The sequence below is a fragment of the Kordiimonas sp. UBA4487 genome, assembly GCF_002389025.1.
Classification (GTDB): domain Bacteria; phylum Pseudomonadota; class Alphaproteobacteria; order Sphingomonadales; family Kordiimonadaceae; genus Kordiimonas; species Kordiimonas lacus.
Genome location: NZ_DGNR01000003.1, coordinates 358,261 through 376,821, shown reverse-complemented (window position 1 = coordinate 376,821; position 18,561 = coordinate 358,261). Strand labels below are relative to the sequence as shown.

Below are 18,561 nucleotides of genomic sequence, written 5' to 3'. Positions count from 1 at the left end.
GCCCCCTATCCCAGATGCTTCGCGATCGGCGGGCCAATCAGATTTGCGACACCCAGCGGCAGCCGCTTCCACGCCTCGATTACCAGGCTGAACTTTCGGTTTTGCGGCGAAATATCTGGCACGTTGGCGCCCGGCGCCAGCCTGTATTCATATTCCAGTGGCGTGGGCTCGAACCCCCAGTTTTTTTTGAAGTTAAAGGGACCGGTACCGATCTTGCTGCGACCGAAGTCAAACTTTGAGAGCCCATCTGCCTGAGCTCGTTTCATCAGCTCAAAATACATAAAGTCGTGCGCGGCCAACGAACGGGCCTGCGCACTGCCGCCTGCATAGAAAGGCAGCACTGTGTCACGCGTGCGAAAGCTCATCAGGCTGGCCACGCCTTTACCGCCTGCATCACGGATAACCTGGACCAGAACGTCGTCCTCGAAGACCGCTTTGAAGGCCGTAAAAAGCCGCTTAGGAAATACCGGCGTCCCCAGTCCATGCACTGAATAGGCATAAAACTGGTAAAACTCATCTATGCCTGCATTCCAATCACTTACGATATTTTGTTTAAGCGATTTCCTAACAACGGCGCGCTGCTTTCGCGGGATCTGCAACAAGATATCCTGCTCATCGCCCGACGCCAGATCGCGAATGAAGGTTGCGGCTTTCCCCGGCACAGTTTGCCATCCCTCTGTGGCCTGATGGCGTGGCCGAATAGTGCGGTATTCCAGCGTGTCGCAGCCGGCATCACGAGCAAGGTTCCAGGCTGCTTCATCAAGCGCGTCATAGGCTTCATCGCTCCCTGCGAGTGGGCCACCATACACGCCAAACATAGTGGAGCTGGCTTGTTTTCCAAACAACAAACTGCGCCTGAGCGTTAGCGGCAACACCCCAACAAGCGATCCATCCTGTTCAGCGACAAGGAATGGGCTTTCATGCCCTGCTCCAGCTTCAATGACCTTTTTCCAACCGGCGCGGTGACAGAAGGTTCCATCAGGGTGCTGTGCCACAAAAGCATCCCAGGCAGCGCAAGAAGCTGCATCAAGATGCCGCACGCGCACTGTCATGGATTACCTGCCTGGCCAGCTTGGGCAAACATACCGCCATATATTTCGTCCATGCGGGCCCATTTTCGGCTATCGCACAAGCGGCCAACTTTTTTGGCCATTCGGGCCTGATTAGTATAATGCCTGAAGCGGGAAAGCCATGGAGCATTCCCAACATAAGGCTGGCCCGGGTCCATTTCCCACGGATGCATATAGAAAACACCCGGCAAACCCGATTGTCGGACGCTCAAGCTGAACAGCCCCTTCCCTAACATGTATGGTAAAAGGCGAAAATATCCGCCACCCGAAGCCGGCCACGCCCGACCCAGACGGTAGACGCTCATCGGCACCTCGAGTATTCGTCCGGCCCCAATAGGCCAAAAAGGCCGTCGCGGGGCTTCCGGCATCCCATAATGGTCATGCTGAATGGGATAGATACTGGAACTATAGTGAAACCCGAGGTCCTCAAGGCATTCATAAGCCCACCAGGTATCTGGCCTCAGGGAAAAGCTGGGGGCTCGGTAGCCTTTAACCGACACACCTGTGGCGTCTTCCAGTTGCGCCTTGGCGCCAGCCACATCCTGAAGAAATTGACCTCGGGTCATGGTAAAAAGGCGCTTGTGATCCCTGCCGTGGCAGGCAACCTCGTGCCCAGCGTCGTGAATGGCTTTGATCAACAGCGGATGCCGTTCAACCACCCAGCCTAGACAAAAGAAGGTACCCTTGACCCGGTGCCTGTCCAGAAGCTCCAGCACCTTGTGCGTTTGGCGTTCAACACGGCTTTCAAGACTGGGCCAGTCTTCCCGGTGAAGTGTGTTTTCAAACGCACCCACCTGAAACCATTCTTCAACGTCCACGGAGAAGGCGGATCGGTCGCCAAAGTTGGTGCCGGCCGCGACAGGCTCAATCGACGTAAGGATTGATGCGTCCCTACTTGTCATCCTTTGCACCGCCACCGGCAAGCTGAGCCATCAAATTGGTCAATTGCTTGAGGGTTTCGTCCTGCGACTTCATCATATTCTCAAGCTGGTTGATGCGGTTCTGCATTTCTTCTTTTTCTTTGTCATTACCGCTGTCCTCATCCTTAGACTTGGCAGACGAAGATTTACCAGAGCTACCACCACTGGACTTCTCAAGAGGTAACGACGGATCATTTTGCAGGTTAACGGGCGCCGCCTTCGGCCGCTGGATCGCCGAGGAGGTCGGTGTTACCTGGCGCGTATCGCTGGCCATATCCGCAATCACTGCATCAACGGTTTCAGCGTCAACTGTATGAATTTCCTCAAGCGCACCATACAGGAGTATCCGCGAACAAAGGGTATTCAGGCGACGCGGCACACCAGCGCTATGCTGGTAAATCGCTTCAACAGCGTCAGCTGTGAAGCAAGGGTCATTGTCCCATCCCACAAGGTGCAGGCGGTGCTCGATATAGCCCGCGAGCTCCTCTTCTTCCATCGGCTCAAGATGGTGGGTCGCGATCACACGTTGCCGCAACTGCTCTAGCTCTGGGGCAGCAAAAATCCGTTCGCGAAACTCTGGCTGGCCCACAAGGAAGCTTTGCAACAATGCCTTATCGCCTTCCTGGAAGTTGGACAGCATGCGCATTTCTTCAAGCGCCGCATTCGACAGGTTTTGCGCTTCATCCACAACAAGAAGGGCACGGCGGCCCATTTGGAACTGTTCCCTCAGGTATTTTTCAAGGCGCGCCAAAAGCTGGCCTTTGTCTTCCGCCTGGGCATCCAGCCCGAAAGCTGCAACCACGCTACGCAGTAGATCTTCCGCGCTAAGCTGGGTACTCACGATCATCGCAGCGATGAACTCGTTGCGGTCGAGCGTTTCAAACAGGTGACGCACCAAGGTCGTTTTACCAGTACCGATATCGCCGGTAACGATGATAAAACCCTCCCCCTGGTTCAAACCATAGGTAAGGTAAGCCATCGCCTTCTTGTGCGTGCGCGAACTGAAATAAAATCGAGGATCCGGCGTCAGCTGAAACGGCCGTCCCTGCAAATTATAAAAACTTTCGTACATACCGCCTTAAAACGTCCCTCTTAGATACAGGGTCAAAGCATTTTCCATCAAATCCGAGCCTTGCTCGTTCGACTGTCGCTGACTGTGGCTAGCATTTACTGCAAGAGTAAAATACTTAGACAGACGCTTTGACCAATCCAAGCTCCCCACAATGTAGTTATCTACCCGAACTCCGTCCTCAAATCTACTGCGACGATAGCTTATTGTTCCAGATAAATCAGTGTTTTTATTTATACTTCGCTTGAACCCGGTGGAAAGCCCCCAAGAAGCGGCAGTCCCGGAACTATCGTCAAAGGTGCGCCACTCCATATTCCCGTTCACATAAAGCTGCGAACGCTTGTGTCGCCAGGTTAGTACCGCATTGACGTTCCGGCGACGGAAATCAACATCCGATAACGAAAAGCTGGGGTCTGTCTCGTCAACTGGTAAGCCTTGTGAGTCAATAATGCCCCTTGACGGGTCAAACTGCAGAGACTGCAGATTGTCATTCAGGACAATCGCGTTCGACGTAATTGTGTCGGTATAGGTTGCTGCCAAATCCAGCCGGACCGAGAAGAAATGCTGCAACCGCCCATACCATTTGGTACGGTTGCCCTCCTTGCCCCATTTCATGGTCAGGTCAAGCTTACTGCCGGGCGTCAGGCGAAATCCCGTCTCCCACGAAATGCCATCAGCGGCAAGCGCCGATGACTGCAGGCCGTTGCTGGCGTAACCAAGCGAGCCAAGAAGCGCAAAATGCCGGCTGAATTTCAGATTGAGTTCACCGCCAGCAGTTTCTGACGTAAAGTCATTAACTTCCAAGCTCCGTTGACTGCGTTGACTGGTCGCAAAGAGCCGCCATTCCAGATTGTTGAACCGCTGACCTGAGCCCAAGGACGCTCTTATTTCATGGGTCTGCGTATCCGAAAAATTGGACGTAATGGTTTCATCATCAAGGTTGTCAGCCGGACTCAGCGTCAGCCCATATCGGTAGCTGACCCGCCAGTCTGCATAGTTCCTGATCGTCCCTTTGAGGATTGCACTGCCCGTGTAACTCTGCACCAATCGCCGGTTACTACTTTTATTCGCAATACTTTTCGACAGGCTACCGCCGCGGTCCAAGAATACCTGTCGCAGACTGGCCCGGCTATTGACAGTCAGATGATCTTCCCAAACATCCATATCAAAGGTGCCAAAAAGATTGTGACGGCCTTCGGTCGACCCATCAGACATGAAGCGCAGGTAATCGTACGAATAGTCCAGCGCACCACGTAGTTTACGGCCTTCAATCCTGGTGTTCAGGCCAGGCGCAAAATTTAGCACCAGGTCAGATTGCCTGTTCGCTTCTGTCAGGAGCGAATTGTCGGAGTAGGCCAGTTTGGATTCTACCCTCGGGTCAAACCAGACATGCTGCGCATAGGCTGCCTGCAGCTCGGCCCCCAAGCCAAGCGCCAAGGCACCCAGGGACAAGCACCTGATTGATTGGATGTTGCTGGAGACAGCCCCCACCTAGCGTTTCCCCTATCGCCCGCCGTAACCGTAATATGATGCAAATTTCTTGTTGCTACCGCTGTAACGGGTCTTGTTAAGGAGCAGATTGATATGCTCGCAGGCACTGATCATGCTCAAGCTTTCCTTGATCTGCGGCTCTGTCGTTTTCTCTGCCTCAATGACAAAGATTGTCTGGCCCATATAGAGCGCCAGTACAGAAGCAGCAGAGCTGGCGAGCACGGGCGGCGAGTCAAAAATGACCAGTCGGTCTGGATAGCGCGAACCAATCTCACTCACGATTTTTTCCATCCGTTCACTGGCAAGGAGCTCGGTCGTAAGATTATGTTGGCGACCGGCAGGCAAAAGAACAAGGTTCGGGATATTGGTCCTGATCAGGCAGTCACCAATTTCAATTTCGTCGTCGGCAACCACGTCCATCAAGCCCCGGCCACCACTGACCCCCAGGCGGTTCAGGACCTCGGGCTTTGAGAAGTCGGCGTCAATCAAAAGCACTGTCGTATCCTGCTCAGTTGCTACTGACAGCGCCAGGTTAATCGCGCAAAAAGACTTGCCCTCACCAGGATTTGAGCTGGTAACCAGTACCACATTGCCGTTGTTAACCCGACGTTCCTTACCGAACGCATTCAACAGGATCGAGCGTTTGATGATCCTGAACTCTTCAGACATCAGGTTTGGCGGCATGTCTGGCGTAATATAGCCAGCTTCTCTAAGCGCCATCAGGTCAATTTCCTGGTCCTTGCGCTTACCAGACCCTGCCCTGCGGGCCTTACCCACTTGTTCTGGCTTGGGTGGGAGTGGAATGTCCAACTCGTCGGACCTAGGCGGTTCTGCCGGGCTCGGTGGCTGCACCGGAAGCGGCCTGTCACCAATTTTGTCAGCCAGACGATCTGCTGTGCTACGCCGCGCTTCTGGCGACCCAATACCCCCCACACCCTTCTTCGGTTCAGGAGCAGAATCTTTAGCTTCCGAGCGTGGGCTTCCTGGCTGGCCAATGCCACGAAACTGCTTGGGCTTCTCTTCCTGCTGTGCTGCAGGGTTTAGTGATGACGGATCAGACCGCTGCTCTGGCTTATTGGGGCTACCAATACCAATCCCCTGCGCCTTGGACGGCTTTGAAGCAGCACGTTCAGCAGCGCGCTCTACCAGAGAACCACTGCCCTCCTTCTTTTTCTTTTCTTTTTGCGCTGCCCGCTCAATAAGATCCATTACGCAACACTCACCCTTATCCTACCGTCGGCGCGCCGAAAATATCGAACGCAAGCAGGGATACAAAGATTATCATCAACAGCATAACCCCGCCCGCGAAGGACAGCAGATCGATACTACGGCGACGGTTTTCGTCCTCGGACATGGATTTGGTCACATTGCCCAAAATGGGCAGGTCGAAATGTGCCCGTAACTGATCAACAGTAATCACAACCGGGCGCAACTGGGACAGCACCAGTGCCACACCGATGCCCGCAATCAGCGATCCAACAAAAACGCCGGCAAAGAATATCAGGCGCGGCGGTCCGCTTGGACTTTGCGGTGTGATGGGTTCTTCAACAACACGGAGTGACATGGCTTCATCAGTTGCCTCGACATCAGCGCGAAGATCCAAGTCCTGCTTCTGCTGTACAAACTCGTTATACTGCTGGCGCAAGGAAATATAGTCGCGCTTCAGCTTACTTTCCTGCGCTTCGATTTCCGGTACCCGCTTTGCCTTCTCTTCCATCTCAGCAACCGTCCTGCGTTGGTCGCTTTCGCGCTGCTTGAGCGTCTGCAGCTCTGTCCTGGTTTGGATGATCTGCAGCATCAGTTGCTCATACAGGCGGTTCGGTGTTTCCGTTGTCAGGTTTGAATTACGGCCAGCATCTGCCGACCCCTGCAGTTCCGCAGCCAGGGCATCCTGCTTGTCCTGCAACTCTCTTTTGAGTGCATCAATCTGACGGGTCACATTGACAACGTCTGGGTGGCGGTCTTTGAGGCCAAGAACCCTTAGCTGATCCAGCTTCTTCTCAAGGTCGGCAATGCGCTCCTCAAGAGGATCCTGGTCCCCGCCTCTGGAGCCACTCCTGCTAGAGCGGGCTTCCCGAATTGTTGCAGGAACGTTCTTGATCTGTTGCTCAAGGGTGTCGTGCGTTACCTGCGCTTCGGCAATCAGGCTTGTGGTTTTGCGAAGGTCTGCTTTGGCGCTGTCCAGTCGCTGGATAAAGCTGCCCGCAGACCCTAGATACTCAATATTATCCTGTTGGAACTTGGCGACTGAGGTTTCCGCATCCGATAGCTTCTGGGCGTATTCCTGAATTTTCTGGTCGATAAATTCGATTGCGCTATCGGATTTCTGGCGCCCGTCTTCGGTATTCCGTTCGAGGAAGAACGCCAAAAGGTTCGCGACTACTCGTTTCGCCACCTCTGCCCGCTGACGGTCACTAAGCCTGTCATCATCGATCGAATAATGAATGCGGAACATGCCTTCATCAAGCGAGAAGATGCGAATATCGCGTGTCAACTGGCCGACTAGTGCATCAAGGTCTTTATCCGTGCGAGCCAACTGATCAAGATAGTCCGAGCGCCGGATGATCTTTTCCAGATTGGCGCGGGTTACAACAGTCCTGCGGACAATCTCCACCTTGCGCATCAAGTCAACGTTGATGCCCATCTCCCGCGCGATAGTTGGCAAAATAGTCTCAGTATCAACGAATATCTGAGCTGACGCTTCATACTTGTAAGGCATCGTGGCTACTAGCGCCCAGCCCAACAGGCTGACCAACCAGGTCGTTCCAAGCATATACCAACGCTTCCGCCAAATACCGTATGCAATGGCTTTAACCTGTTGATATATATCATGTAAACTGGACTGCTGAACAGCCATTCGCCTTACTCCGATACCAACAATTTATGTCCTGCAGCCAACAGTATACTACAGAATGCTCTCAGGGATAATCAGTACGTCACCCGGCAAAATCTTGACGTTTGCGTCAATTTCACCGTCCTTGAGCAACGATTCAATCTTAAGCCCATATTCCTTTTGCTCGCCATTCTCGAAACGAACAAGCGTTGCGCGGTCGCCCGCCGCAAATTCCGTCAGACCGCCAACCTGGATCATGACGTCCAGAAGCGTCATGTTGGCGCGGTAGGGAATAGCCTGCGGGCTTGCCGCCTCGCCCACCACGCGCACTTGCTGCGAGAAAGGACCGAAGAAGTTCTGAACAACAACGGTCACGATCGGCTGAGTGATGTATACGCCAAGCTGCTCTTCAATATCCCGCGCCAACTGGCTCGGTGTCTTGCCCGTCGCAGGCAGATCTTCCACGAGCGGCATGGTCAGGCGTCCATCCGGGCGAACGGTTACAATCACAGAAAGCTCCGGGCTTCGCCAAACATGGACACTTAGTCCGTCGCCTGGTCCGATCACATAGTTCGGCCCCGGCCCCTCATCGGGCGGCACGAAGGGTGCAGGGGGCAGCCTGTCTGGCCAATTGAAGAAATAACAACCACTTAACAGGCTGGCTCCAGCTATCAGCACAAAAAGCCTAGCCCACAATTTCAATGCCGCTGTCACAAGCCCTTCTTTCCTCAATTCATATCATTTACCGTGCATTCAGCACTATCTGGGCAATATGCCAAGCAGATTCCAAATAAATCAAGCGCTTTATTAAAGACTTAGGTTGTAAGAAACCAGCGATATCTAATGGTTTAGCGGTCTCTTTCCTCTTTATTTTGACTCATATTGAACTTGCTATTGTCTTCATCGCCGGAAAAGTCGTCATAGTCATCATTCTTGACCATCCAATAGACAAGCCAAGCAGCAAAGAAGCAAAATCCTATAAAATATAGTGTTTCCAGAGCCTTATCCTTACCTTTTGGCTGCCAGCGCTTCTTGCCAATCAAGAGAGTGCCTTAATATTTGACCCAGCGTATCATGCTTTGGCTGCCAATTCAGCACCCCTCGCAAGGCCGCGACGTTTGCGACGACACAAGGTGCTTCACCAGCGCGCGCGGCCCCAAATTCACAAGGCACGTCCCTGCCGGCTATCTCACTCAACGCCGTGACAACCTCAAGCACGCTATACCCCTTGCCATAGCCCAGGTTCAGTCGCCGGCTTTCACCACCTTCTTCCAGGTAGGCCAACAGGGCGACGTGGGCATCAGCGACATCGGCCACATGAATATAGTCTCGTACTCCCGTGCCGTCGGGCGTAGCCAATGCTTTGCCGAAGACCGTCAGCGGCGGCGCCCCGCCCAAAAGAGCATCAATGGCTCGCCCAATCAAATGCACGGGCTTTTCCTGATATTGGCCGTGCCGCATATCTGGGTCGGCCCCCGCCACGTTGAAGTAGCGGAAAATCCCATATTTAAGTGCCCCTGTCGCCGCGACGTCTTCCAGCAACCGCTCCGTGAATAGTTTAGACCAACCATATGGATTGAGTGGAAACGTCGTATCCTTTTCCGATACCGGGCGACCCGGCGTTGTTCCGTATACAGCAGCTGTCGATGAAAAGATGAAATTTTCCACGCCCCCGGCCACACAGGCCTCGATCAGGGCGCGACTGCCTTCTGTGTTATTCTCATAGTATTTCAAAGGGTTGGAGACAGATTCATCAACTTTAATTGAACCTGCAAAATGTAGAACGCTACGAATGCCATGCCGCACCAACACGTTTTTCACCAGTGCTTGGTCATGCACCCGCCCTTCATAGAAATGCGTTCGCGCGAGAAAGTCATTGCGATGGCCTGTCGATAAATCATCAAGCACACATACCTCAAAACCCTGATCAAGAAGCGCCAGAACGGTTTGACCGCCAATATAGCCAGCCCCACCAGTTACCAGAATGCTGTTACCCTTACCCACCGAAAGACTACCTTCCTGAAAATTCTTCTACCACCGCCTCAAAAATCGCCTTTTGTCCCATGGAGATTTCTCGCCAGCCAAACTGTTGGGCATAGCGCCGAACCGCGTCGCGCCCTGGATGATTTGCGATAAGGTCCGTGACTGCATCAGCGTATGCTTCTGCGCTCTGACCGCGAACCAACCGCCCTGCTTCCGGTACGGTGACCAGGTCGAGCGCCCCCGCCACCGCATTCGAGACAACCGGCGTACCGCAGGCCATAGCTTCAAGCAATACATTTGCCCAGCCTTCACGCTCAGACGGTAACATCAGGACATCAGCGCCACCAAGATGCTCCGGCATCCTTTCCGGTGCCTGTTGCCCGAGGAATGTGACGCGGTCGTCCAATCCCAACGACTGCACCAACGCCTCAAGTGCAGGACGTTCGGGGCCATCCCCCACCAAGGTAACTCGCGCTCCAGGTAATAGATCTGCCACCTTGATCACCAGGTCTGCGCGCTTGCGACGGATCAGCCAGCCAGCGAAAACAATATGAAAGTCGTCACGCCCGTTGGGTTTGTTGGGAGCACCTGGAAGAATATTAAAGCGTTCTGCATCGACACCGTTTCGCAGTGTTGTCATGGGGGTGGTAACACCAATCTCAGTCAATTCTTCCTGCAAACTGTTGCTGACAGTGATGATATGGCTGCATTGGCTAGCAGCTCCTAATATCCTGGTTCGAAAAGGCTGACTTCTGCCAATCTCTGTTACATCGCTGCCCCGCGCCGTCATAACCACTGGTTTTCCGAACTCGCGGCCCAGCATGGCCGCAGCGACACCGTCCGGATATAGATAATGGGCGTCAATCAGGTCTGGATCGAACCCTGTTTGCTGAAGCGCCCTTAACTGCCTCGCAGCAGCACGTGCGAGAAACCAAGGCGTCAGTCTCATCCCTATCTTGGGTAGGACCAGAAACCGTGGGTGAAACACATTGACACCGTGACGCTTTTCATGGGCCGGCACACAGGCGAGAGCACCATAGCGTCCGAACATGCGATGTCGGAAAGGAAACCAGGGGACCGGAGCAATCACCTGAGCTTCGATATCTGTGTCCCGCAGAAGATGCCTGAGGCGGTTCTCGACAAACACACCAAAACTTGGCTGTTCCGCATTGGGGAACAAACTTGAAAAAGTAATTATTTTCAATTTCTTACAACCAAATTCCAATGTTTAACGCAAAAGTTCAAGCTGGCGCCTGGCATCCGCGGCCTGACTGAAGTCGGGGTCAAGCTGCAGTGCAGCCTCGAAAGCGGCTTCAGCATCGTTTCGGCGGCCCCTTGCAAGGTAGGCCATACCCAAATGGTAACGATACAGAGCCTCTGCGGGCGCCCTGCGCGTCGCCAGCTCAAGCGCAGGTATCGATTTGGATGTATCGCGGGTCGCCTGCAGAAGAATCCAACCATAGGCATCCAGGATGAAGGGGTCTTCCGGTCGGATAAGGTATGCTCGCTCAATCAATGGGACGCTTTTGCTGTTACCGTCTTCCATATAGGCCAGAGCAAGAACCGCAGCGACATGAGCATCGGCTACACCATTGCGCAGAATGGATTCATATTGCTTGATGGCTGCGCCAGTTCGGCCCTGGCTGACATATAACCCACCCAACATGAGCCGCGCATCCCTGCTAACGGGCGTTTTGCTTATGAAACCTTCCAAAGTTGCAATCGCTGCAGCCTTGTCGCCCAATTGCTCATAGCTACGGGCGAGGCCCAGATAGAGATCACTACTATTCGCGGTCGTCATGGCTGCTCTATAGGCCTCGACAGCCTCCTCTGGCCGCCCTGACCGCAATAACAAATCTCCAACAACGCCGGCGGAAACATCTGCGGGCCTCTTGCCCGGCTTCAGGCCACTCCGGCGCGCCATCGCCTCGTCAAATCGTTCTGAAAGCGCGTCCGCGGCAAATATATACCAGTCCAACACCCCTTCGTCTGGCTTGCTCTCTCTAGCCTGCGAGGCTCGTCGGAATGCGGTTTTCGATCCTGTATAAAGCTTTATTGCAAGCATCGCCCGGCCTTGCAGCAAATGAGCTTCGCCACTTTCGGGATAATAGGCGACATATCGTGACAAGGGCCGCACCGCCAGCCGAGCCTCACCCAGTTGCAGCAAAAGCTCTCCCATGCGGCGCAGCAAGTCTGGCCGGTCTGCAGCCATGACCGCTGTATCCTTGGCCTGAGAGATCGCATCTGCCGTCTTGCCGGCACCACCAAGAGCTTCCGAATAATCAGCCCATACATCCACAGAGTTGGGGATCGCCCTGACAGCGGCGCTAAAATATTCCACAGCCTCTGCGGGCTTGTTTTGCCGCAGCAGCGTGCGCCCCAGCATCGCTTTAGCCCTGGCGTCATTGGGGGTAACTTCAAGGAGTCGTTTCAGGTCCTTTTCTGCATTGCCAAACTGACCAAGTTGAATTTGCGACAGCGCCTTGTTCCTGAGCGCCGTGTAATATTCAGGATTTCGGGAATAGGCAGCTTCAAAAGACCGCGCAGCCGCTGCATACTGACCACGCTTGAATTCAAGCGACCCTTTAAGGTTATACCCAAGGCCACGATCCGGTGCGAAGGCCAACATGCTCGCAATCGTCTTCTCAGCGGCATCAAGATCATCCTCGCGAATTTGCATCCCCGCAAGAATGGCCAGGCTGCGCAGGTTCGCCTGCTGGTTCTGAACCGCCTGAGCCAGCGTCGACAAGGCATCCCCCGTCTGGCCAGCAACGAACTTTGCCAGCGCCAACTTAGCAATCAGATCGATATCGTTAAGCCCTGCTTCCCCACCCGTTTTAGCGGCCAAGGCCTCGTAGAGAATTTTTCCATTCTCAATGTCCCCCAAACGCATGGTGGCTGCAGCCGCAATTGCTAGAATATTTGGATCATCAGGCCTGGCTTCCAATGCGGGCCTCAGTGTGTTGAGCGCCGCCTGGGGTTGTTCTTGTTTCAGGTAGGCCGATGCCAGTGTCAACCGAGCAGGTAAGCTAGCAGGGCGAGCACTGACAACCTTTTGCAGCAGCTCTTCTGCCTGGCTTAGGTTGCCCAGCTCGTAGGCTACAAGACCTCGAATATAGATCGCCGGCAAGTAATTTTCGGTAACAACCCGTGCCGAATTCAAAAGTGTATTCGCTTCTTCATATCGGCCTTGGCGAGCGAGGATTGTGCCCGATAGATATAGCGCCATTGGATGCTTGGGCGCTGCAGCATATATAGCGTCCAGATACGTCTGCGCGTCCTCAATCCTGCCTTGGTCGATACGCATCGCCGCCAATTCTATGTTGGCCAGAATATTGCCGGGAAATAGTTTCTGCGCTTCGAGAAAATACTCTTCCGCCGCAGCTATGTTGCCTTGATACCGGGCAATCAGCCCCTCAGTATAGCGGACCATGGTATTGTCCGGTGCTAGCACGGCAGCTTTCTGCGCATAATCTGCCGCCTGGTCCAGACGCCCGTTTTGAAGACCCAGGCGCGAGAGCCCTAGATAGGCCTGGAAATTACTATCATCAGCCGCACGTGCCAATTCATAGTTTTTGTGCGCTTCGTCATACTTTCTGAGCGCAAAGTTTGCGTCCCCTAGCACAACATATGAGTCTGCACGTTGAACTGATGGAATGTTGACACCGCGCAATGCACCAATAGCGTCGGAAAACTTGCCCTGCAGCAGCTTCGTTTTGGCAAACAACACAGCCGTTTGGGCATAGTCTGCCCCAAGGCGGCGTGCACGTTCGATTGCTGCCTCGGCTGCAATCCCGGCACCAGTCTGGATATAAGCGCGAGAGAGTAGGATATAGAGCTCGCTATCGGCCTGACCGCCCTGTTGGATCTGCTCAATGCGTCGGATTGCGGCCTCAAAATCTCCTGAATCGATAAGGACCCGGACATCTTCCTTGCCAGATTGGGCCACAACACCACTTGTCCCGGCAATCGCCATTAAGGCGAAGGCCGCAACCCCTTCCCTCAACCGTTTCCCAGCTGCCTGAAGTTGGACTGAAACTGTGCTGCCTGGCTGCATACCTCTTACCTTACCCCAGCTGGAAAAAGAACTACCCTTACGGTCTGGATGATAATCAACAAGTCCAGAAACAAAGAATAGTTTTTGATATAATAAAGGTCGTATTCAAGTTTGCGCTTTGCATCCTCAACTGAAGCCCCATACGGGTAGCGAATTTGCGCCCAGCCCGTCATACCGGGCTTGACACAGTGCCTTTCCCTAAAAAACGGTATCTGTTGTTCAAGCTGGTCCACGAAAAAAGGTCTTTCCGGACGGGGGCCAACAAAGCTCATATCACCTTTGAAGACATTCCACAGTTGCGGCATTTCATCCAACCTGGATTGCCTCAGAAAACCACCAATTGGCGTGATCCGCGGATCTTTTTCTTCTGCCCACTGCGGCCCACTTTGTGTTTCGGCATCAACGCGCATACTGCGCAGCTTCACCAACCGGAAGGTCTTACCATTCAACCCGGCTCTTTCCTGCAGATAGAAAACAGGCCCTCGGCTAGTTAGCTTGATCGCAATAGCGGCAGCAATCAACAAAGGGCTCACAAGAAGCCCAAAGAGCAGACTAACTGTCAGGTCCAGTATCCTTTTGCCGGCACTTTCAAGCGCCGTTGCGCCCTGGAATCCATCGGAAAAAATGATCCACTCCGCGCTCACTGAACTGACATCAACATAGCCGCGAATTTGTTCGTAACACGTAAGCCTATCTTTGACTTCAATGCCAGCCAACTTACAGGCAATAAGCGCTTCCAAGGGAAGTTCAGCACTTGCACCGTCCTGCGTCACAATTATCATTTCGATATGATTGTCTTTAGCGAATTCATCAAGCATGGAAATGTCTTCCAGCTTCACCGCATTTTGCACCAATATCTGCTCATTGGGGAGCGCAACTGTACGAACGATGTTGATGCCGGCTTCACGCGCCCTTTCAGTATATTGCATCAAATCCTGGGCCGTTTTACCCGCCCCCAGTATTAAGACGCGCCTTCCCAGAAAGTCTGGGCTACCAAAGGCCATGAAGATGCCGCGAGCGATCATCAGAAAGGTGCTCGACAACACAATGGCCAACACCATGATTGAACGCCATAGAGGCAATGTCGGCACAAGAAAAAGAACTGCCGCAGCAACCAGAGCGCCAATCAGCAATCCTACCGCCAATCGAACCCAAAATACGCGGAAATCTGTGAGGGATTCAGATTGGTAAACTCCCACACCGATAAGAACCGGAAGGCTTACTGTTGGCAGCAGGCCCTTTGCGGCCCAGGCCGCCAGCCCCAGGTCCATGGCTCCGGTAAGATCCAGCGACCAATAACGAAGCCATTCTGCGCCAATAGACGCACCTAAAATCAATAGAAAATCGATAGCCGCCAGACCAAGCTTTATTGGCGATACATAGTGCCGAAAGATCCGAACCATCTTTGATACGCCCTGCCGCTTTACAATTCCCCACCTCGTGCGAAGCCTAGGCAATACAAACGAAAATGCAAGTTATTGTTCCTATTCAATAACTTCCCGGCCAAGCCTGGGGTGCCGTTTCACGCTGCTTCTGTGGCATAGATAAGGCTATTTAGGCTGATCCCGCAGGCCGAGCATTGCAGAAGCCGCACCAAGGACTGACACTGCCATTGCAATACCGCATCCCGGCCCACCACCTACAGGCACGCCTAGGATTGGCTTCTTGCCAAGACGGGCCCATACCGCCTCCTGCAATGCATCATCTGCAGATGCAGGGACAGCATGCTCTGTCGCGCCTTCTGTAACTGCTTCAAGAACTGCTGTCGCTGCAATTGCCGCCCAGCCGTCTGACAGTACAGCCAACCGACGGCTTCTGGCAGCGACCAGTGCTCCAATTGCAGCCGCAATCTCACGCCCACCGATCCGCCGCATGATTTCAAGCGGATCGTCCGCAGCGCCGATACCATCTTCCAGCAGGGCCCTTGCCCCGGCCGCAACTTCACTGTCAGCCAGTTCAAGCAATGGATCGTCCGTTGTTATGCCTTTGATCGCCATCACAATCGCCAGCGCGCGCGCCGCATTTCCGGGCGCCATATCGGTCAATCCCAGTATATGGCCGCCAGCCGCAGTTGCTTCCATGCCAAATGCGACCGCCGCCATGCAATCGGGTTCTGGCCATTCCGTTTGATTTGAATGCGGCATTTCAGGCGCCATTTGGATGGCGCGCAGACCTATGCCTTTGTCGACACATAACAGGTTGACCGCGGCAGCGCCCTTTGAGGTCGCGTCAATATAGCCGGTCACTACCGACGGATCATGCCCTTCGTAGCTTGAAGCCAACACACAGATGTGGCTTTCAGCAATCGTCGGCTCAGCTGTTCCCTGCCACCTCGCCATCCAGCTCGCTAAGCCTGCCAGACCGCTGGCGCTATCCAGCGGCTTGTTTTCAAGGGCTTCACGGACCTTCTTGGCAGCGCAATTATCGGGCTCTGGCAGTTGGCCTGCAATAGCTCGAAGATCGTCAAAGGGGTGACCAGTTAACATGTTTTTATGATCCATAGTATAAATTGGAGGTCAATTGAGTGCTGTTATGGGCCAGTGATTAGCCCGCAACCAATGAAGAAAGCAAGGAATACCACCAAAATGCGTTTGTTAAACGTGATTATGGTGTATTAAGTTAAATTTGAACAAAAGACTTTTGTTGTTGAGGAACCAAGGATGCTGAAAAGCAATAAGTCGCTGATTGTCTCGACCCTGCTGACCGGTACAGCGGTCGCAACGGGCACTCTATTATATGGTGCCTGGCAGCAGGAAGAAGAATTGAGCATTCTTGATGACACGTTGCCGCCGGTAATCGGCGACCGGCTGCTACCCCCCCCTGCAACATATGTGATGACAACGCCGCCACCGGTGGAAATCCCAGGTATCAGGCGGCTGAAGGTTGTCCGCCCGGCGCTGAGAAGTGTTGTTTCCGGTACCCCTGACACAGCACCTGTTCGTGATACGGACGACCAGGCTGCAGACTTCTACCTTACTGGCACCAGAAGCGCTGACCTGATCCGGTCTCCCGTAGAAGCGCGGATCGAGACCTTCCCGACTGTTACATTGGATGAAGCAGTTGAAGGCGCCCTTGCCGTTGACGAATGGGGCTTTCAGGTGGTTCAGTCCTATCTGAACCAGGCGATGGGCGATTCAGATGCGCTCAAAGCACGGATGGACGCGCTGCTGACGAAAATCGAAGAAGCGGCAGGTGATTATGATCTCGCAACCATTTCAGATGCCGCAAACCTGATTATTGAGGCTGGTGCCCGCACCCACTGGACCGCCTTTATGGCGCCCTTTGTGCTGGATGAAAACTTCAAATTGACAGAAGGTGCCATGGGCTGGGATCTCGGGCCTTCGGGCAGTACACCGTATGAAAAGTTTGTACGGGTCAGCTCCGAAAGCAAGATGCTTATCGGCGACCAGATGAGCGATGAAGCTGCTAACACGGGACCTTCCATTCTGTCGAACGGTGTTCGCAATGTGGAACAGTTTGTCGCCAACAACGTTCCCAACGGCCGCTACCGCGTTGTTATCCTTACAGCGCCCCGCCCTAACGGCCAGTCCCCGCTTTATCCTTTTGGCGTAGACGTCAAGCGTAACGGCGGCAAGGTCAACATGGTGGACACCCGGGCAACTGACGACCTGGTCCCGGTCATGAAGCTGGGCACCAATGGGCCGGACCGGCTTTCGGCACCGACAGATGGCACTGGTGCCAACGCAACAACCAGCGATAATTCCCAGTTCGATGCTCAGGCCTATACAGTGCAAGCCAGTGCTAGCGGCCGTCTGGTTCAGACGTCCTTCGGCAATGATCTGACGCTTGGCGGTGGTCCTGTCAGCTTGGCCAGCATCAGCAGCCTTTCAGGCCTTTCACTTGATGCCACGCAGCCCTTCATGCAGTTCGAAGGCGCTGGAGGCGGTGGTTCAGCAACGGGTCATATGCTTGTTACCCGTGTTGAAGTGGTTGATGGCACGCTCAAGATCAATTTCCGCCAGCTCGGTGGCCAGGACACATATATTACCGCAGTTATCATCTATCCAGAACCTTCCGACGAGATTGAAGAAGAACTGGCGGAAGAAGTCGCCGAGTTCATCGAGCGGATTGCGCCTGCTGCCGGCCAGAACATCACGGTCGAAAGCGTGCTGGAGATAGACACGCCTATCATTGATCCCGGCGCGGCATTTGCCGACGCATCTGCTGGCCTGCCTTCACAGGAAGCAGCTGCGGTCACGCCACAGCCATCAACGTCCAACACGGAGAGCACGCCAGAGCCGGCCTCTGAGCCTGACCCGGCGCCTGAGCCTACCCCGTCGGAAGACCCGAACGATACACCGGAAACGCCAACGCCACAGCCGGATGATGGCACTCCTGATATTGGTGGCCCAACGACGCCGGAACCAACACCAGAACCGACCCCGGAGCCAACGCCCGAACCAACACCAGAGCCAACGCCCGAGCCAACCCCGGAGCCGACGCCAGAACCGGAGCCCGAGCCCGAGCCGACGCCGGAACCAACTCCAGAGCCGGAGCCGGAACCGGAGCCAACCCCGGAGCCGGAACCAGAACCTGAGCCAACCCCGGAGCCAACGCCCGAGCCGACACCTGAGCCGACACCTGAGCCAAAACTGGCCGCAGAGGCTGGCACATATGACACCGTGCTTCTTGGTGAGGACTTCCAGTTGGATGGTTGCGCCTCCACATTTGAAGCAGAGGCTCTCTGTAATCTGACCGATACATCAGAGTTCGAATTGGTATGGCTACTTAATGGCCAGGAGCTTGGAACAGGCGCCAATTTGCTCATTCAAACAGGCGATGGCACAAGCTTTGACGCCACGGGTAATTACCAGGTGACACTGCGTGTGCGCTACGACGGTAGCTTGCTCGGTAGCGGCGAATTCGTGAACCTGATTTCCGGCGGACGCTTGTTCCTGCCTGGCGACTTCATCCTCACCAGCTTGGATACGGCGGTAATCCGGGTGGTTTCCGTGCCAGAACCGCTTGGCGCCCTGCTTTTGGCGCCGGGGCTGATCTATCTTGCACGGCGGGAACGCAGGAAGCACAAAAAGAAGGCCTAAGGGCGCAGCCCTGGTAGCTTATATCCCATCACAATAAAAAAAGCGCGGCCCCCAATTACCGCGCTTTTTGATTAA

General features: G+C 54.2%; 13 protein-coding genes. 1 reads left to right on the top strand and 12 read right to left on the bottom strand.

Annotation, left to right across the window (positions count from 1 at the left end; all coding sequences use genetic code 11):
- Positions 1–5: 5 nt before the first annotated feature.
- The 12 genes from B3Z17_RS03075 to B3Z17_RS03020 all read right to left on the bottom strand — a co-directional run bounded on the left by B3Z17_RS03075 (position 6) and on the right by B3Z17_RS03020 (position 15,909).
- Positions 6–1,052, bottom strand: coding sequence for a FemAB family XrtA/PEP-CTERM system-associated protein (locus B3Z17_RS03075; protein ID WP_286828510.1), 1,047 nt, complete (start codon positions 1,050–1,052; stop codon positions 6–8).
- A complete protein-coding gene (locus B3Z17_RS03070) occupies positions 1,049–1,972 on the bottom strand; it encodes an XrtA system polysaccharide deacetylase (RefSeq protein WP_286828509.1) in 924 nt (307 codons plus the stop codon). Before B3Z17_RS03070 ends, B3Z17_RS03075 begins: the two co-directional genes overlap by 4 nt.
- Positions 1,962–3,062, bottom strand: coding sequence for an XrtA/PEP-CTERM system-associated ATPase (locus B3Z17_RS03065; protein ID WP_286828508.1), 1,101 nt, complete (start codon positions 3,060–3,062; stop codon positions 1,962–1,964). The genes B3Z17_RS03070 and B3Z17_RS03065 overlap by 11 nt, the downstream gene beginning before the upstream one ends.
- 6 nt (positions 3,063–3,068) lie before the next feature.
- Positions 3,069–4,484, bottom strand: coding sequence for a TIGR03016 family PEP-CTERM system-associated outer membrane protein (locus B3Z17_RS03060; protein WP_286828507.1), 1,416 nt, complete (start codon positions 4,482–4,484; stop codon positions 3,069–3,071).
- A gap of 78 nt (positions 4,485–4,562) precedes the next feature.
- Positions 4,563–5,759 (bottom strand): XrtA-associated tyrosine autokinase, encoded by a 1,197-nt coding sequence (locus B3Z17_RS03055; protein ID WP_286828506.1) that lies wholly within the window; start codon positions 5,757–5,759, stop codon positions 4,563–4,565.
- 16 nt (positions 5,760–5,775) lie between these two features.
- Positions 5,776–7,407, bottom strand: coding sequence for an XrtA system polysaccharide chain length determinant (locus B3Z17_RS03050; protein ID WP_286828505.1), 1,632 nt, complete (start codon positions 7,405–7,407; stop codon positions 5,776–5,778).
- Positions 7,408–7,455: 48 nt separating this feature from the next.
- The gene (locus B3Z17_RS03045; protein ID WP_068307098.1) at positions 7,456–8,085 is read right to left on the bottom strand and encodes an XrtA/PEP-CTERM system exopolysaccharide export protein; all 630 of its coding nucleotides are present in this window, start codon (positions 8,083–8,085) and stop codon (positions 7,456–7,458) included.
- A gap of 306 nt (positions 8,086–8,391) precedes the next feature.
- Positions 8,392–9,387, bottom strand: coding sequence for a UDP-glucose 4-epimerase GalE (gene galE, locus B3Z17_RS03040; RefSeq protein ID WP_286828504.1), 996 nt, complete (start codon positions 9,385–9,387; stop codon positions 8,392–8,394).
- Positions 9,388–9,394: 7 nt separating this feature from the next.
- Positions 9,395–10,591, bottom strand: a complete 1,197-nt coding sequence (locus B3Z17_RS03035; protein WP_286828503.1) for a glycosyltransferase — start codon at positions 10,589–10,591, stop codon at positions 9,395–9,397.
- A 3-nt stretch (positions 10,592–10,594) separates the two neighbouring features.
- Positions 10,595–13,342, bottom strand: coding sequence for an XrtA/PEP-CTERM system TPR-repeat protein PrsT (gene prsT, locus B3Z17_RS03030; protein WP_286828597.1), 2,748 nt, complete (start codon positions 13,340–13,342; stop codon positions 10,595–10,597).
- Positions 13,343–13,428: 86 nt separating this feature from the next.
- Positions 13,429–14,826 carry a TIGR03013 family XrtA/PEP-CTERM system glycosyltransferase gene (locus B3Z17_RS03025; protein WP_286828502.1) on the bottom strand — a complete coding sequence of 466 codons (1,398 nt, stop codon included), beginning with the start codon at positions 14,824–14,826 and terminating at the stop codon, positions 13,429–13,431.
- A 147-nt stretch (positions 14,827–14,973) separates the two neighbouring features.
- Positions 14,974–15,909, bottom strand: a complete 936-nt coding sequence (locus tag B3Z17_RS03020) for a nicotinate-nucleotide--dimethylbenzimidazole phosphoribosyltransferase (protein ID WP_286828501.1) — start codon at positions 15,907–15,909, stop codon at positions 14,974–14,976.
- 174 nt (positions 15,910–16,083) lie between these two features.
- Here B3Z17_RS03020 and B3Z17_RS03015 point away from each other — a divergent pair, with 174 nt between their 5' ends.
- A complete protein-coding gene (locus tag B3Z17_RS03015; protein WP_286828500.1) occupies positions 16,084–18,486 on the top strand; it encodes a hypothetical protein in 2,403 nt (800 codons plus the stop codon).
- Positions 18,487–18,561 lie beyond the last annotated feature (75 nt).

What these genes read in the sequence shown, in the direction of transcription:
- B3Z17_RS03075 (WP_286828510.1), bottom strand. Translation starts at nt 1,052, where the DNA reads ATGACAGTGCGCGTGCGGCATCTTGATGCAGCTTCTTGCGCTGCCTGG.
- B3Z17_RS03015 (WP_286828500.1), top strand. Translation starts at nt 16,084, where the DNA reads ATGCTGAAAAGCAATAAGTCGCTGATTGTCTCGACCCTGCTGACCGGT.
- B3Z17_RS03070 (WP_286828509.1), bottom strand. Translation starts at nt 1,972, where the DNA reads ATGACAAGTAGGGACGCATCAATCCTTACGTCGATTGAGCCTGTCGCG.
- B3Z17_RS03025 (WP_286828502.1), bottom strand. Translation starts at nt 14,826, where the DNA reads ATGGTTCGGATCTTTCGGCACTATGTATCGCCAATAAAGCTTGGTCTG.
- B3Z17_RS03065 (WP_286828508.1), bottom strand. Translation starts at nt 3,062, where the DNA reads ATGTACGAAAGTTTTTATAATTTGCAGGGACGGCCGTTTCAGCTGACG.
- prsT (WP_286828597.1), bottom strand. Translation starts at nt 13,342, where the DNA reads ATGGCGATTGCCGGGACAAGTGGTGTTGTGGCCCAATCTGGCAAGGAA.
- B3Z17_RS03050 (WP_286828505.1), bottom strand. Translation starts at nt 7,407, where the DNA reads ATGGCTGTTCAGCAGTCCAGTTTACATGATATATATCAACAGGTTAAA.
- B3Z17_RS03055 (WP_286828506.1), bottom strand. Translation starts at nt 5,759, where the DNA reads ATGGATCTTATTGAGCGGGCAGCGCAAAAAGAAAAGAAAAAGAAGGAG.
- B3Z17_RS03020 (WP_286828501.1), bottom strand. Translation starts at nt 15,909, where the DNA reads ATGTTAACTGGTCACCCCTTTGACGATCTTCGAGCTATTGCAGGCCAA.